Annotated in this window: 16 protein-coding genes; 5 read left to right on the top strand and 11 right to left on the bottom strand. The window is 45.9% G+C overall.

The annotated features are described in order from the left end of the window. Positions 1-6 precede the first annotated feature (6 nt). The 4 genes from G400_RS0110460 to G400_RS0110475 form a co-directional block, all read right to left on the bottom strand. Positions 7-1,548 (bottom strand): PH domain-containing protein, encoded by a 1,542-nt coding sequence (locus G400_RS0110460; RefSeq protein ID WP_017260824.1) that lies wholly within the window; start codon positions 1,546-1,548, stop codon positions 7-9. Continuing rightward, positions 1,538-2,017, bottom strand: a complete 480-nt coding sequence (locus tag G400_RS0110465; protein ID WP_017260825.1) for a PH domain-containing protein — start codon at positions 2,015-2,017, stop codon at positions 1,538-1,540. Before G400_RS0110465 ends, G400_RS0110460 begins: the two co-directional genes overlap by 11 nt. Before the next feature lie 469 nt (positions 2,018-2,486). Then, entirely contained in the window at positions 2,487-3,269 is a 783-nt protein-coding gene (locus G400_RS0110470; RefSeq protein WP_017260826.1) for an ABC transporter permease, read from the bottom strand. Further along, the gene (locus G400_RS0110475) at positions 3,262-3,918 is read right to left on the bottom strand and encodes an ABC transporter ATP-binding protein (RefSeq protein ID WP_026017037.1); all 657 of its coding nucleotides are present in this window, start codon (positions 3,916-3,918) and stop codon (positions 3,262-3,264) included. Before G400_RS0110475 ends, G400_RS0110470 begins: the two co-directional genes overlap by 8 nt. A gap of 167 nt (positions 3,919-4,085) precedes the next feature. On the opposite strand from G400_RS0110475, the gene rlmD reads away from it, so the two are divergent. Beyond that, positions 4,086-5,633, top strand: a complete 1,548-nt coding sequence (gene rlmD, locus G400_RS0110480) for a 23S rRNA (uracil(1939)-C(5))-methyltransferase RlmD (protein ID WP_017260828.1) — start codon at positions 4,086-4,088, stop codon at positions 5,631-5,633. 143 nt (positions 5,634-5,776) lie between these two features. On the opposite strand, the gene G400_RS16475 is transcribed toward rlmD, so the two are convergent. Next, positions 5,777-5,869 carry a putative holin-like toxin gene (locus G400_RS16475; protein ID WP_081495789.1) on the bottom strand — a complete coding sequence of 31 codons (93 nt, stop codon included), beginning with the start codon at positions 5,867-5,869 and terminating at the stop codon, positions 5,777-5,779. 226 nt (positions 5,870-6,095) lie between these two features. Between G400_RS16475 and G400_RS0110490 the strand changes: the two genes are divergently transcribed. Next, a complete protein-coding gene (locus G400_RS0110490; RefSeq protein WP_017260830.1) occupies positions 6,096-7,511 on the top strand; it encodes an MFS transporter in 1,416 nt (471 codons plus the stop codon). A gap of 138 nt (positions 7,512-7,649) precedes the next feature. On the opposite strand, the gene G400_RS15100 is transcribed toward G400_RS0110490, so the two are convergent. Both G400_RS15100 and G400_RS0110500 read right to left on the bottom strand, forming a co-directional pair. After that, positions 7,650-7,889 (bottom strand): hypothetical protein, encoded by a 240-nt coding sequence (locus G400_RS15100; protein ID WP_017260831.1) that lies wholly within the window; start codon positions 7,887-7,889, stop codon positions 7,650-7,652. Between the two features lie 66 nt (positions 7,890-7,955). Beyond that, positions 7,956-8,576, bottom strand: a complete 621-nt coding sequence (locus tag G400_RS0110500) for a DedA family protein (RefSeq protein ID WP_017260832.1) — start codon at positions 8,574-8,576, stop codon at positions 7,956-7,958. A 189-nt stretch (positions 8,577-8,765) separates the two neighbouring features. Between G400_RS0110500 and G400_RS0110505 the strand changes: the two genes are divergently transcribed. Continuing rightward, positions 8,766-9,500 carry a hypothetical protein gene (locus tag G400_RS0110505; RefSeq protein ID WP_017260833.1) on the top strand — a complete coding sequence of 245 codons (735 nt, stop codon included), beginning with the start codon at positions 8,766-8,768 and terminating at the stop codon, positions 9,498-9,500. 65 nt (positions 9,501-9,565) lie between these two features. On the opposite strand, the gene G400_RS0110510 is transcribed toward G400_RS0110505, so the two are convergent. Beyond that, positions 9,566-9,937, bottom strand: coding sequence for a DUF1304 domain-containing protein (locus tag G400_RS0110510; RefSeq protein WP_017260834.1), 372 nt, complete (start codon positions 9,935-9,937; stop codon positions 9,566-9,568). Between the two features lie 11 nt (positions 9,938-9,948). Next, on the bottom strand, positions 9,949-10,896 hold the full coding sequence (locus G400_RS0110515; RefSeq protein WP_017260835.1) for an NADP-dependent oxidoreductase: 948 nt from the start codon (positions 10,894-10,896) through the stop codon (positions 9,949-9,951). 159 nt (positions 10,897-11,055) lie between these two features. Here G400_RS0110515 and G400_RS0110520 point away from each other — a divergent pair, with 159 nt between their 5' ends. Next, positions 11,056-11,520 carry an ASCH domain-containing protein gene (locus G400_RS0110520; RefSeq protein WP_017260836.1) on the top strand — a complete coding sequence of 155 codons (465 nt, stop codon included), beginning with the start codon at positions 11,056-11,058 and terminating at the stop codon, positions 11,518-11,520. Between the two features lie 90 nt (positions 11,521-11,610). Here the strand turns inward: G400_RS0110520 and G400_RS15105 are convergent, their stop codons facing one another. Further along, on the bottom strand, positions 11,611-12,432 hold the full coding sequence (locus tag G400_RS15105) for a methyltransferase domain-containing protein (protein ID WP_017260837.1): 822 nt from the start codon (positions 12,430-12,432) through the stop codon (positions 11,611-11,613). A gap of 853 nt (positions 12,433-13,285) precedes the next feature. Between G400_RS15105 and G400_RS0110530 the strand changes: the two genes are divergently transcribed. Continuing rightward, positions 13,286-14,479: a CynX/NimT family MFS transporter gene (locus tag G400_RS0110530; protein ID WP_017260838.1), complete on the top strand. Its 1,194-nt coding sequence runs from the start codon at positions 13,286-13,288 to the stop codon at positions 14,477-14,479. Positions 14,480-14,488: 9 nt separating this feature from the next. Here G400_RS0110530 and G400_RS16675 read toward each other — a convergent pair. Then, positions 14,489-14,811: transposase (locus tag G400_RS16675; RefSeq protein WP_051254424.1), on the bottom strand; the 323-nt coding region annotated here is incomplete at its 5' end.

Genomic DNA, 14,811 nt, shown 5'->3' on the forward strand with positions numbered 1-14,811 from the left:
TTTAAATTAATCAACTTGCCGATACCAGTCATACACTGAATAAATCGCTTCATCCGGCAAGTAACGGACGGTCACCTTACGTCCCTCACTACCAGAACGAATGTTAAGCGTTAACGACGCAAAGTGTCGCTGTTGCAACCACTTACTCTGTTTGAACAACAGCGATTGCACATTTTGCCGCGGCACGTAATACTGCTCACGCGTAAATAAAAAGTTCGACTGGGCAAACACAAAGTGGTCATTCAATACCTGCACCTGTGTCCGCCGCGCCGTCAGATAAGCAGGAATAATTAGCAACAAGACTACCACCACAATGGTGATACTGTCCGCAATCACTGCCACCCGCGGCCATGGAAACGTCATCCCCGTTATCGCAAGGACTATCCCCAGCGCAACTAGCCCAAAATTGCGTAGTTGATAATATAAGGTACGGCCACGTTGACGACTAGGCCTAACCTGACCAACGGGAATGTCAGTGACAAACCGTTGCAAGAAACCATCTACGTCAGCTTCCGCAATCAAGGGCATAATCACCACGTTTTCGGTGTCCTTTTCTTTTTTTGAGTTCGACACCACGATCAGTTTGACCGTCGCCATGTGCAACCATGACCGCAACAACGGTTGACTAACCCGCACAGCCTGAATGCGACTTTGCGCTAACGTCAACGTTTTTCGCTGAAACAAACCACGGACTGTGGTCAATTTACCGTCTGACAAACTCAATGTAAATCGATAATACTGAATCACAATGACGACAATTGAGCCCAGATACAAAACAAGCACCACGACCAACATTCCTAGCACAATAACGACCCAACCAGCCTGGCCTAAATCTTTAATGGCTGTGTCTAATAACTGTTCAGAAATGAGTTTTTGCAAACGACCATACACTGCCATAATCGCCAACAATGCTGTTAGAAACGCCGGTGAGGTCGCCGCAAACTTCACCAAATCCTTTGTCGCAATTTCGTACACGGATGTTGGCTGACTGGCCGTCCCATTCGTTGCTAACTGTGACTCAGATAACGCTCCACGTTCAGACTCAGGTACTGTCTGATTCTCACCTTCAGCGATGTTTGCCAAACGTCGGCGAGACGCAAGTTCATCACGTAAACTCAATGGCACAGCGATGAGGGTCACTTCCGGTCCCTCATCGGAATGGCCAGCCGTTTCAACTTCCAATGTGACTAAGTCGAATGGCTTGAGAAAAAACCACTGTTTGACCGCCACGTTTTGGATACGATCGTAAGGAACGTGATTCTGCTTTCGAAAAATCAACCCATGTTTGACGTAAATTTCCTGGTCCAGCAATTGATACGTAAAGGTAACGTACTTCAACAACGGCCACACTAGCGCAAAGACTGCCAATATCACAATGACACTTGCAAAAAGCATCGGATGTTTACGATACAGTGCCAAGCTACCGATGACACCACCCGCAATGGGCACAATCCATTCCCGTAACGTTTCGATAAAGAATCCCACCAGCGCAATGGCATGTAAATGTCGCGCTGGCGTTGGCTCGTGAGAACCACCATTAGAGGTCATTGCGCGCCTCCTTTGCCAGCTTCATGATTAACTCTTTCAACTGTTCAGCTGTTTCAGGGCTGACACCGTCAATCTTATGGGATGTCGCCGCTGTCACAATCGCGATCTCCTGTAGCTTCTGCCAGCGCAAAAATGGTCCCTGATCCAATGTCACATTCTGAACGCGGGCGATTGGAATCACGATTTGTTTGCGAAAAAAGTACCCCTTATGCAATTCAACATCGCGGTCACTAATCCGATAAGTCCAAAACCGCCAACGATACGGCACTAGTGCCAACATGGCGATTAGAATCACCAATGCGCTGCCAATAATAAGCCACCCACACACCGTAAAAAAGCTCAGGCTGTTGCTCAATCCAATCGCCAAACTGCCACCGCCGATTGCGCCGATAATAATTGCCGTCACTACAGCAGTTAATTGCCAAACATGCGTAATCTGACGTGGCAACTGTTCCGTTTCATTTTCCAAGATTTCTCCCCCACACTCTTGCCTAGACCCACATAATATCCACATTATTCAAACTTGTTAGTCACACTATACCGAAAAAGTGGCGGTGTACCAATAACACCGTCACTTTTTTGGATAAAATTTTTATTTAGAATAGCATTTACTACCCGTTTACAGATTTCACTATTAAATTTGCTGTGAGACTGTTTGTGCTTTAAGTTTGGCCAAGAACTGCCAAACAAATGGCAAGGTTATATCTCCCGCAAGTGGATGCAATGAAGTGAAGTCGATTAGAGACAGAGTACCGTGTCGACAACACTTATGGCCTGGTTTGGGGCCATTTAGTGTTGTGGGACGAGTTCTGAGACGATGAACTATTCGGCTCAGAATCGAGGTAGAAGACTCCGGTTCTCAGGAGGCTGAAACCGGTCCCCACGGTATGGCGTCTCTAATCGACGTAACGGCAAATCCCCACACGTTTTGTGGAAGGCTATTTGCCATTATCCGATGCGCTAATTAACTGTTGTTGGTCATTAAAGAAACGGCGGTAAGCAATGTAACAAGCGCTGACAGACCCGAGGCTGGTCGCTGACAGTAACATGAACACCACCATAATCTGATATTTAATGGCATAAACCGGATCCACACCCGCGAAGATCAGTCCGGACATCATCCCCGGCAAACTAACGATCCCGTATGTTTTAGATGCGTCAATCGTTGGCTGCATTCCCGTTTTGATACATTCCCGGACGATACCAATTGCGGAATCATGCACACTGGCACCTAATGCCAGTCGTTCCAACACTTGTTGGCGTTGGTCCCGAAAAAGCGTCCGCATATTGCGATAACAAAGCCCAATCGCTACCATTGAGTTACTGGCAATCATGCCTGAAATTGGGATCATCTGTGATGGCACAAACTTAATCGCGCCTGCCAGAACTAAACCACTTAACGTCACTGAAGTACTGATTAAGATGGACCAAAAGGATGACCAGAAAATATTAGGAATCCCTTTTCCCCGTTTCATCGCGTTATAAGCCGCGTTAAAGATGATCACCAAAATCATCGCTAACGTGAGCAACACGTTATTGACCGCAAAGATGTATTTCAGTAAGAAGCCAACAATCGTTAACTGAATAATGGCACGAACCACACCGATAATCATATCGCGGTCAACACCAAGCTTCTGACGCCAACCAATAAACAGCGCAACCAGCACAAGGCCAGCCGCAAAGGCTAAACTCACATTATTAACATTCACCGCATTATGCATGATGTACCTCCTGACTGTGTTTGCCTGCTACGACTTCATACAGATCATCAGCGGCAGCAATCTCGCTTTCATCATGAGTAATCCACACCACGGTGCCCCCACGATCACGATAATGATCAACCAAGCCGTGCACAATGCCCTTATTATCCGTGTCCAAACCAGTCGTTACTTCATCAAGCAGCAAAATGTCCGGTACAAATATTAGATTACGAATAAGTGCCACTCGTTGTCGCTCACCACCCGACAATCCCGTAATGTCATGATTCAAATAATCCGGCGATAGGTTTACTTGGTCGAGCAATTCGTGCTGGCGTCCCTTATCAATCTCCTGATTACGAATCTCAAACGGAAAATTAAGGTTGTCGGCCACCGTTTTGCCAAATAACGTTGGCTGCTGAAAACAATATGACACCCGTCGGCGGTAGACCATTGGATCGTACGTAAACGCATCATGACCATCAAATGTCATTTGACCGGCGCTCGGCGAGATCATCCGTGCCATAATTTGGAGAATCGTGCTTTTACCGGAACCAGATGGTCCCACTACCATCAAGTTGCTCTCTTTTTCTAACCGCAAATTGATTTTTGTCAGGATCTGGCGCTCCCCAACTCGGTAGTCAATATCAGTCATTGTCAACAATGCTGTCATCGTTTCACCACTTTCTTCATTTATTATAAAGTAAGCATAAAACATCGCTTTCCGTTTGTCCGTTTACAAGACTCCAGATAGGCTCCGGCAATACGGAAACCACATCTCGGTGGTTAAACATGCTATGATGGTTCTAATTATTACTAGAGTTAGCATCGGAGGACAATATGGAACCTCAATCACGAAACAATCGCAATCGCCGCTCAGAACGCGGTAGTTCGCACTTTGATCACAATAATCATCAAACACATTCACAGCATCGTGACGACCACCGTTCGTTTGATCATTCACGAAACAATAATCGCAATGGGTATCATCGTCAGCACAGTAGTCAACCAGAACAAGCTGACGTTCAGGTCGAGGTTGGCCAACGTTTTCCATTAACCATCAAACGACTCGGCATCAACGGCGAAGGGATCGGCTATTATCGCCACAAGATTACGTTTGTACCAGGCGCCCTTCCAGACGAAGTGGTCGTCGCCGAAGTTACACACGTCGCCGCCCACTTTTTGAACGCTAAAGTACACCAAATCCGTAAAGAAAGTGATCATCGGGTAACACCGCCAGATACGCAGTCAGCCGAAGTCGGCGGTTTCGAGCTTTCACATCTCGATTACCCGTCACAACTGGCCTTCAAACGTGACGTGATTCGCCAAGCACTAGAAAAGTTTCAACCGCGTGGCTGGGAAAACTATGACCTGCGTCCAACGATCGGCATGGCAGACCCCTACCACTACCGCAACAAAGCCCAATTTCAAGTACGGCAGGATGCCGACGGTAATGTGATTGCTGGTCTCTATAAAGAAGGTACACATGATCTTGTTGATCTTCCAGAAGCCAGCACTCAAAATGACGCTACCATGACCGTTATTCGCGCACTGGTCAAAATGCTGCAAGAGTTACAGGTTCCCATTTACAATGAAGAGGCCAATTCAGGCATTATCAAAACGCTCGTTGTCCGTTCATCCGAAGCCAGTGGCGAAGTTCAGGTCACTTTTGTCACCAACTCACAAAAGTTGCCGCACAAACGGGAATTGTTAGCGCTGATCGAAGAACGTTTGCCACAAGTTGTTTCCGTCATGCAAAATGTTAACCAAAGCAAAACTTCATTAGTTTGGGGTGATAAGACCACCAAGCTAATGGGACAGGACTACATTACCGAAACCCTATTAGGTAAGCAGTTCCAATTATCACCACGGGCATTCTTACAACTGAATCCTAAGCAAACCACCCGTTTGTACGAAGAGACGATTAAAGCTTTGGACCTAACGCATGCTGACCACTTGGTAGATGCCTACTCGGGTGTGGGCACAATTGGATTATCTTTGGCAGACCGTGCCGGCGAAGTGCGCGGCATGGATACGATTGAAGAGTCTGTTGATGATGCCAACCGTAACGCTGACCTGAACGGCATTACCAACGCAGAATACAGCGTAGGAACCGCGGAAGACCTATTACCACAATGGGTCAGCCAAGGTTGGCGGCCGGATGCATTGGTCGTTGATCCGCCTCGTGCAGGCCTTGCTGACACAATGATTGATACCATTATGCAAGTACAGCCTGAAAAGTTTGTCTATGTTTCATGTAATCCGTCAACGCTGGCCCAAAACTTAGTTGAGTTAGGTCGCGTCTATCGTGTTGAATACATTCAATCCATCGACATGTTTCCCCAAACAGCACGCGTTGAAGCTGTCGTAAAGTTGGTTCTGCGGTAATTTTTAGTAGTCCCGGCTAAATTTGACGTGCTATAATAAAAAAGAAGGAAATGTCAGTCGCATGACATTTCCTCCTGCAAGCGCCGCCGAAACGGCTGGCATTAGATGAATATGAAACCGTTAATCATCCTCCAAAAGTTAGATTAGCGGTTTTTTCTTTGACCAAAACTCCGGATTAAGATCACAATGAAGGTTAGCAACGCAAGAATAAACATTCCAAACGTTAGCATCATCATAATCGCATTTCCGCAAGACAAAGTGGCACCTCCCTCCACACAGATTTTCTGTATCGCCCATAGGCAACACCTCTTTGTGTTAGAATTTGCCAACCGCTTCAACTTAACTTGCTCAGTAATTTTATCATGTTAAATCAGTCATAAAAACTAAAAGTTGTGTTTATAAAAGAATAAATTTTGGCTATATAAAATTTGATTAAGCAGCTTTTTGTCCCAGGAGGTTTTCATGAAGCAACGCTCACAATGGATCTTATTAATGGCAACATCCTCGGTATCATTCATGTCAACATTAGATGCCAGTATTGTTAACATCGCCATTCCCCATATCAGCCGTGAACTTAATGTACCAATGAACGAAGCCGAGTGGGTCGTTTCCGTCTACTTAGTGCTCATCTGCGTGCTCTTGATTTTCTTTGGCCGATTGTCTGATCAAATCGGCCGCATCCCCGTTTTTCAAGTCGGTACTCTGGTATTTATCACAGGCTCACTGTTTTGTGGTTTGAGCACAAACTTACCGCTGTTGCTGGGTGCTCGGGCACTACAGGCGCTTGGTTCTTCAATGGTGATGGCCACTAACTTTGGCATCATCACCCAAATATTTCCTTCAAACCAGCACGGTCGGGCGTTAGGACTCAATAGTTCGGTGGTTCAAGTCGGCAACATTGCTGGACCAGGGCTTGGTGGGCTTATCTTATCCGTTGTCAGTTGGCACTGGATATTCTTCATCAATGTCCCGATTGGCATTATCGCGTTTTTGTTTGGACACCGTATCTTTCCTCACCAGCAAATCCACTTCGATAAAATTGTGATTGACTGGCCTGGTTATGCAACGTTTGCGACCATGATTAGTGCCTTTTTTATCGCCATCTATTGGGGCCAAGCAGTTAGTTTCCATTCCGCCGGCGTACTTAGTTTGTTTAGTCTAGCCATTGCGATGTTGGCTGCTTTTATTTTCATCGAACGACGCGTACAACAACCACTGATTCAACTTAAAATTTTCGCAAATCGTGGCTTCTCAATCGGTATCATCTCAGCGATGCTCGTGTACATGACAGGCTTTTTCAATAATGTCATTATGCCCTTTTACCTTCAGGAAACATTGATGCTCTCGTCGGCAACGGCAGGGTTAATTCTGATGGCCGTGCCGCTATTGAATATCTTCAGCGCCCCGGCTGGTGGCGTCATTTCGGATCATATCGGTGCAGAACGTGTGTCATTTTTCGCGCTTTTTCTCTTTTTGATTCCAGAGTTGATCTTTATCTTTGTGCAGCCCACATGGTCACTGGCCTGGCTCGTGTTCGGACTAGCATTTTTTGGCATTGCAAACGGCGCTTTTCAAAACAATCCAATGATTATGGGTAATGCCGGCCCAGAATTTCAAGGTATCGCTGGTTCTATTGCGGCATTAGGCCGTAACCTAGGCATGGCAATTGGGCTATCATTAGCGACATCGCTACTCTATTCTGGTATCAGTCAACGTGCTGGGCATCATATGACTGCCTATCCACACGGACACGCCAGCTGGTTCGTTTACGGCATGCATTTCAGTTACCTATTTGCACTCGGGTTAATCGTGATTGCCATTGGCTTGCTTGGCTGGCTATTGTGGTCAAGAAAAAAGGCTTCATCTTTGCACAGTTAAGTTATAACTAATCTGTATTCACTGTTTTAAGTAATGCTAAATCTTTAACATTTATATATTGTGCCAATGAAAAACACTCCTCTAATGCATCGCAACTATCTGCGATTGCACTAAAGAAGTGTTTTTAAATTTAATTCGTTATTTTACGTCAATATCAATTTGCATTGCAGTCTGTTCGTCTGGATTCAACTTCTCGTTATACGTCAGTTCCGCACGATCCAATTCATGAACAATTTCCTTTTCAACAACATCCAAGGGCCGTTTGTCATTCTTCAATTGGTTAACCATCAACGTAATCTTGTTATCATGCGGTTCTGAGATTGTGTATGAAACATCTTCTGTATTCAAAATCTCAGTAATTAACTTCCGTTCTTCCATCAGTCAAACCTCCAACAGTTTAATAACTCCATCATAGGTCTTGTGGCCGGAATTGTGAACCAGTACTTAATTTGATTTTACTCGAACGCGTTTCACATAGTACCAAACGCCGCCACCAACCAACAAAATGGCCAGCACAACAACCGTTACTGTTGAAAAAGTATCAACTGCCGCCGAGACCTGTGTCCAAGCATGACCTGCCAGACGACCGAGCACAATCAACACGACATTCCAAATCAGTGTGCCAACTGTCGTAAACAGGATAAACGACTGCCACTTCATCCGAGTCATCCCCGCTGGAATAGAGATCAAGCTTCGGATTACTGGGATGAAACGCCCAAAGAAAACGGTCTTGCCACCATGCTTCTTGAATAAATTGGCCGTTTTAGTAACATCACTTTGTTTGAGACGTAGCAAACGTCCAAAACGGCTTTGCACCAAACGTTGTAATCGCTCTTCATTCAACCAGTGGCCGATTCCATACAGAATAATGGCCCCAAGCACGGCCCCAATCGTTGCAGCAATCACACTGCCTGTGACTGTTAAATCCGCGGCCAAGGTCATAAAACCAGCAAACGTCAGAATCACTTCTGAGGGAATTGGCGGGAAGACATTTTCTAAGGCAATCAACAAAACGATTCCCAAATAGCCAAATTGGTTCATAAAATCAATTAACTGTTGCTCCATACGGTGTCACCTTTCATTTACGAAGTGGTCAGAGCTGTGGGACGCGCAGTCATGCGCAATAAAGCGTGGTTTTATTATTCCTGATTTGCATCAAAAAAGCGATTAATAACGTTTGAACTGAGAAAATCTTAAACATTGGTCCAAATTCGATTATACTAACCATATACTTTGTGAAAAGAGGACAGTCCCGTGCACATGAAAGATGCCAAACAGCGATTTACCTGGCTCATCATTTCAATCATTTTGAACTCCGCCTTTAATGCACTCACAATTTCCACCAACATGGGAAGTGCGGTGTGGACAGCATCGGCCGTTAACCTCACCCATTGGTTATTGCATACAACGAGTCCGGCTGTGGCCAGCCAGGGACTGGGTATTGTCCTCACCGGTTATGGCGTGGTTATTGCCTTTCTGGACCAATTACTCATCGGCCGTTTCGACTGGGGTCGACTCATTCGTAACATCTTGTATATCGTCCCGTTTAGCTATTTAATTCAGTTTATTGTCCCATTCTGGTCGGATGTGCTTGGCATCAAATATCTGCACGGCGATTTCAGCCACCCATGGGAGCTGGCTGCGCTAGTTGTTATCGATGTCATTGGCTTGTTTGGTGTTGGCGCGGCCGTGTCTCTCTATCAGCGAGCAAACATCATCATGCATCCAAACGATGACCTATCCTATATCATTCGTTTCCGCTACTTACGCGGCCTCGCAACGGCTTCACAAATGCTGAGTTATATTCCACCAGTTATTATCATGATCATTTGTCTTTTCACAAACCACTTCCAATTATGGGCGGTCAACTTCGGTACCGTCTGGGCCTTCCTCACACAGGGCTGGGTTCAAGGTTGGTCTGACAAACATTTCATTCCATCATTAAAACATCACTTCACAACGCGAGTGGCTACAGAAAATAATAAATAAACAGCAAAGCAGGTGAGCTTTTCCAATAGTGGAAGCTCACCTGCTTTTAGTACTAGGTCCGTTGTCTACAGAAAAAGTAGCACACAAAGAACTGCAAACAGCGCTGGCAGTCCTTGAACGACAAAGATGCGACGACTCACCGTAACTGCGCCGACAATCGCGGCAACAACGACAAAGCCAGTAAAGAGAATCAATACGGCCCGCATCTCCATTGTTGGCAATGCAAACAAACTCCATAAAATTCCGACACCAACAAATCCGTTGTAGATTCCCATGTTTTTGAAAATTGCCTTAACCTGTGGTTGTTCCAAAAATGATGAATCACTACCAAACGTTTGTTGTGCAATACGCCCCGTTGACCAAAACATCTCCAAACACATAATGAATAAATGCTCTAAACCAACTACGGCAACTAACCCCAAAGTGAATGCTAACATTATTTACCAACCTACTTTTCTAATTGTGGATTCCATACGGAGATTACACGTTTTCCGCGTTCATGTCCACTACCAACCACTTTAAGCGCCGCTCTGATAGCTGGTGCCGTGAACGGAATCACCTTTTCAATCAGCGGTTTCACTTGCCGTTTGGCCACTAACGTTAGTAACTGACCCAACACACCGACATTCGCCTGCAATTGGAAAAATTCGCCAGCAAACGAACCACCCTCAGCGACAAGTAAGTCTGGTGCAGCCTCAATTGACACTAAATGACCACCCTGGCGTACATAATTCATACTATCAATCAGCACTTTATCGCCCACCGTGTCCAAAATTGCATCAACCGGTTGGATAACCTGACGAAAATCAACTACCTGATAATCAATCGCCTGGTCAGCTCCTAGCACAATCCCGAACTTTTCATCACGGCGTGGCACCGTGGTGATAACGTGCGCCCCAAGCATGTGAGCGATTTGGATTGCAAAGCTACCAACACCTCCTGCGCCACCCTGAATCAAAATCGTTTGATTATTATGCAGTCTCAAAACGTCCACAATTGCTTCATAAGCCGTCTCCCCAGAAGTCGGCAAGGTAGCAGCCTGAATCGCGCTGACTTGCCGAGGACGAACCAAAGCCTGATTTGCTGGCACCACCGCGTATTCAGCAAATGTTCCTAACTGCCGTTCAGGTTGGTAGGCAACGACCTCATCCCCCAAACTAAATAACTTCACCTGGCTACCCTTACCAACCACTTTTCCAGCAACATCTCGTCCTAAAATTAACGGGAATGCGTATGCACGATCGTGTTGTCCTGTGATCATCTGAAAATCCAGTGGATTAAGCGCAGTCGCTTCCACACGTAATAACAAATCATCAGGTCCAATTTCCGGTATCGACATAGTTTGTTCCTGTAGTGTCGCCACACTTCCTAAACGGTTACTTACCATGGCCTTCATGGAAAACGCTCCTTTCATCGAGAAGCATGTCATTATCAACTCAATTATATGAAATCAGCTGATTGAGCCCCAGTGAACTGCCTAGTTTGGCTCCCTCAGGGTTCTTTTTGGTCGGTTGGTTTGTTAATGGGTATAATAAAGGCTAGGAGGTCCTGTCCAATGTCATTAAACGCTGACGAAATTTGGCAACAATTCATCCAAAAATATCCAACTGCTAAAAATACGCCACATCACGCGTGGTCGTTTGGCGGTGGCTCTGAGGCCGCCGATATTGAATCAATGCGCGTTGTTGCTGGCATGAAACAGGCCACGACAACACTGGCAGCCTTGTATGAGCATGACAAACAAACCCTGCCCGTCCCTAATCATGATTACGAAATTCTGTTTGACGGCTCCGTTCATGCGGTGGCCATTTTGCAATACGTTGCTGTGCAGGAAATGCCATTTGACCACGTGACCGCGGAACACGCTTACTTAGAAGACGGCATTTCCCTGTCCATTTGGCAAACATCTCACCGCGCTCGATTACAAGCCCAGGCTGAGACAATTGGGCAATCCTTTACGGATCAAACGCCTGTGGTAGCCTTAACGTTCAAGGTGGTTTACCTGCCCACCAGTCTTTAATGTAAAATGATTGTATACAAAAAGAATCATCCGTTTGAACACTACCGTATTAATCAGTAGATCAAACGAATGATCCTTTTTGTTTTAATTTTATTGAACATCAGTCCGGGTAGCTGTCGCCACAAAACTGTCCAACGTTTTCATCTGCGTTAAATCATAAGTCTGCAATGTACGAATTTCAGTTTCCATCAATTGTTTAAACTTATCGGGCAAGGACATTGCAGTCACAGCTGCTAAGCCAGTTTCAGCCGTGTAACTGGCCTCCCAATACCCATCCTCCATCTTCATCGCATCTTGACTGGCTGTTTGGACGGTATACCCGAGTTCATGGAGCACCTCAACGAGCCATTGCTTGGTCACCAGCGTTCTCACATTAGCGAAACTGTTGGGCGTAAATGCGGCCAGTTGTGTCTCAATCAACACAGCCAATTGATGAGGAACTTGGTTCGCTAATCGCGGCGTAATGTCCCATTCAGCAAAGAAAATTCGTTTGCACCACGGTGCGACCTTCCGCAAGGTGGTCTGTAACTGTTCAAGGCTGTCAAAATACCACGAAGCATGCGCAATCACCAGCCCGTCAAAATAGTTGTCCGGATACGTGATGTCGTCTCGCATCACATCGGTCGCCAAATGCACCTCAAGTTGTTTGCCAAACGATGAATTGGCTAAATGTTTCTGAGCTTCACCAATCGTAATTGGCGCGCCATAATCTAGCGGTGCCGGGTCATAGGCCACCACGTGCCCAGTCTCACCAACGGCAGCGCCCAAAACAGCGGTCATATCGCCTTGTCCACACCCAAGTTCCAACAATTTCATGCCCGGTTTGATCTGCCAATCCACAGCCAAGGCAATTCTGTACGCTGTTTGATGTTCCTGTACTGTTCGACCATTCGGGGGCCAGCGCCATTGCATTCACAATGGTGGTTAAATCTAAGTCATTCATGTGTCCATCTCCAATGCAGTTTATCTAGTTCGTTTGCACCGGTTTGTTGCTCATATCATCAGGGGCTTTCTCTTATTAATTAGTCTAAGCATACTCGTTTTATCATTCTTTACATCAACTTTTGATAACTTGATTTTTTTAATAACGTGCCAAACTTGATGTGGTGCCTGATGCCGTTACGCTGATCAGAAACGCCGTTCCCTGGGGACCGGTCTCAGCCTCCTAAAAGCCGGAGTCTTCTACCTTGATTATGAGCCGAAGTACACGTCTCATAAGTCATCCCGCAACACTAAGCGGCCAAGTTCTCGCCGCCAAGTGTTGCCGACACGGAACTCTGTTTCCGGTCAGCTCCACTACTATATAAAAAATTGAGGCTGCATTTACAAAAAAAGTTTGTCGTTATAATGATACATACTAAAAACTTGCCACTATGTGAGCGGAAGGGCGTCAACATTGATACCGAACCGTGAAGGTGTTGTAAATCCGAACGGTTCTCTCGGATTTACAACACGGACGGTCGCGGAGACTCGGATTTCCACGAGGCTCTGCGGCGAGGTGAAAGACGGTGTGCTTCCGGCTTGAACCGGTCCCACGGCGAGCATGTCAATGTTGACAACCGCAAGCGTAGTCAATGCGCAACTTTGCATAATTATGATCCCCGACCGGCTTGTTTGTTGCTGAAATGAACAATCGCGTGTAAACTAAGACGGTCGCATTGTTCGGCCATGCCGCAAATATCATCGCGCAAACTGTGCCGTGATTATTTGCTACATAATATAACTAAAACAAAATTTTAATCCTCGCTGAGGAGGTTTTATTTTCATGTCTGACAAAACGAAACAGGCTGTCAAACACAGTAGTTGGTTGTTACTCGGCATTATCTTGCTGGGTTCCAGTTTGCGGATGGTCATCACCGTCATCCCACCGATTCTGGCACCCATTCAACACACGTTGCACTTATCAAGTGGACTGGCCGGTAGTTTAACCACTATTCCACTACTATGTTTTGCGGTTCTGTCCCCGATTGCCCCGCGTGTGTCCGCTAAGGTAGGAACCGAAGTGGCGTTATTGTTTGCACTGATTGTTCTGGTCATCGGGAACTGGATGCGTGTTTATTCTGCAACAGCACTGATCATTGGGACCTTGCTTGTCGGTATCGGAGTTGCCTTTCTAAACGTCCTGTTACCAGCTCTGGTTGCCGAAAACTACCCCCACAAGATTGGTGAAATGACGAGTTTATATTCATTTTCCATGACGTTCTTTTCCGCCATTTCTGCCGGTGTTTCTGCGCCATTGGCTGGCAAAATTGGCTGGCAACTGACCATCCAAATTTTCTCCATCGTCGCCATTATCAACATCATTACGTGGTTGCCCAACTTACGTTACAATCACAAGGCACAACCGGTTGACGAGCAAACAGCGTCTGCACCACACGCGTCCGTTTGGAAGCAACCCACTGCCTGGATGATGACGATTTTCATGGGTCTGCAGTCGTTTGTCTTCTACACGCTGATTACGTGGTTGCCAACGTTGATGACCGACCGTGGTGTATCGGCCAACACTGCCAGTCTTCTACTTGGGCTGTATCAGATTGCGTCACTGCCTGCCGCTTACGCGGTACCGATTATCTCAGCACGCGTTAAAAATCAATTTACCTTGCTAATGACGATTGGTACTGGCTTTGTTATCGGAATTGGTGGCCTGTTGTTACCGATTCATACGATTTGGTATTTCGCTATTATCTGTATCATCCTAGGATGCGCAACAACGGCATCATTCGCATTAGCTATGACACTATTCAACCTTAAGACACGTACGCCACAAGAAACGGCTGACCTGTCAGGAATGGCACAGTCTTTGGGCTATCTGATCGCTGCTGTCGGGCCAATCGCTTACGGCACACTACACGTGATGCTGGGCGGTTGGAATATTCTGATGGCTGTTCTGTTGGTAATCTCAATTTTGACCATTGCAGCTGCCTTGTACGTTAACAGTAAGGAAGACGTTTTCCACTAAAATTTATCTTTAAAAATAGAGTTTGGGACATAACTCAAAATAAATCGACCAGAGAAAAGTGATTTTTGCTTTTCTCTGGTCGATTTTTTCATTGCCCTGGTTTTTTCGAATTTCTATGTTTATATGGGCCTTTTCTCGGGCCCATTTAATCATATTCATGGCCATTAGGACCAATCCAACTTCGTTGTTTACTTTATCTAACCCTCTAACCGAAAATCGAGTAAACCTCAAATGAGCCTTCACATCTGCGAAGACTGGTTCGACCTCGATTTTTCGTTGACCATAAATCTTCTTACCTTCGTCACTTTGGAGTTGAACTCTGGCGTAATTTT

Source organism: Furfurilactobacillus rossiae DSM 15814 (assembly GCF_000428925.1).
In the GTDB taxonomy this organism is placed as follows: Bacteria; Bacillota; Bacilli; order Lactobacillales; family Lactobacillaceae; genus Furfurilactobacillus; species Furfurilactobacillus rossiae.

Coding starts and splice junctions, on each gene's coding strand:
- G400_RS0110460 (WP_017260824.1), bottom strand. CDS start 1,548: ATGACCTCTAATGGTGGTTCTCACGAGCCAACGCCAGCGCGACATTTA.
- G400_RS0110470 (WP_017260826.1), bottom strand. CDS start 3,269: ATGCATAATGCGGTGAATGTTAATAATGTGAGTTTAGCCTTTGCGGCT.
- G400_RS0110475 (WP_026017037.1), bottom strand. CDS start 3,918: ATGACAGCATTGTTGACAATGACTGATATTGACTACCGAGTTGGGGAG.
- rlmD (WP_017260828.1), top strand. CDS start 4,086: ATGGAACCTCAATCACGAAACAATCGCAATCGCCGCTCAGAACGCGGT.
- G400_RS16475 (WP_081495789.1), bottom strand. CDS start 5,869: ATGATGATGCTAACGTTTGGAATGTTTATTCTTGCGTTGCTAACCTTC.
- G400_RS0110490 (WP_017260830.1), top strand. CDS start 6,096: ATGAAGCAACGCTCACAATGGATCTTATTAATGGCAACATCCTCGGTA.
- G400_RS15100 (WP_017260831.1), bottom strand. CDS start 7,889: ATGGAAGAACGGAAGTTAATTACTGAGATTTTGAATACAGAAGATGTT.
- G400_RS0110500 (WP_017260832.1), bottom strand. CDS start 8,576: ATGGAGCAACAGTTAATTGATTTTATGAACCAATTTGGCTATTTGGGA.
- G400_RS0110510 (WP_017260834.1), bottom strand. CDS start 9,937: ATGTTAGCATTCACTTTGGGGTTAGTTGCCGTAGTTGGTTTAGAGCAT.
- G400_RS0110515 (WP_017260835.1), bottom strand. CDS start 10,896: ATGAAGGCCATGGTAAGTAACCGTTTAGGAAGTGTGGCGACACTACAG.
- G400_RS0110520 (WP_017260836.1), top strand. CDS start 11,056: ATGTCATTAAACGCTGACGAAATTTGGCAACAATTCATCCAAAAATAT.
- G400_RS15105 (WP_017260837.1), bottom strand. CDS start 12,432: ATGCAATGGCGCTGGCCCCCGAATGGTCGAACAGTACAGGAACATCAA.
- G400_RS0110530 (WP_017260838.1), top strand. CDS start 13,286: ATGTCTGACAAAACGAAACAGGCTGTCAAACACAGTAGTTGGTTGTTA.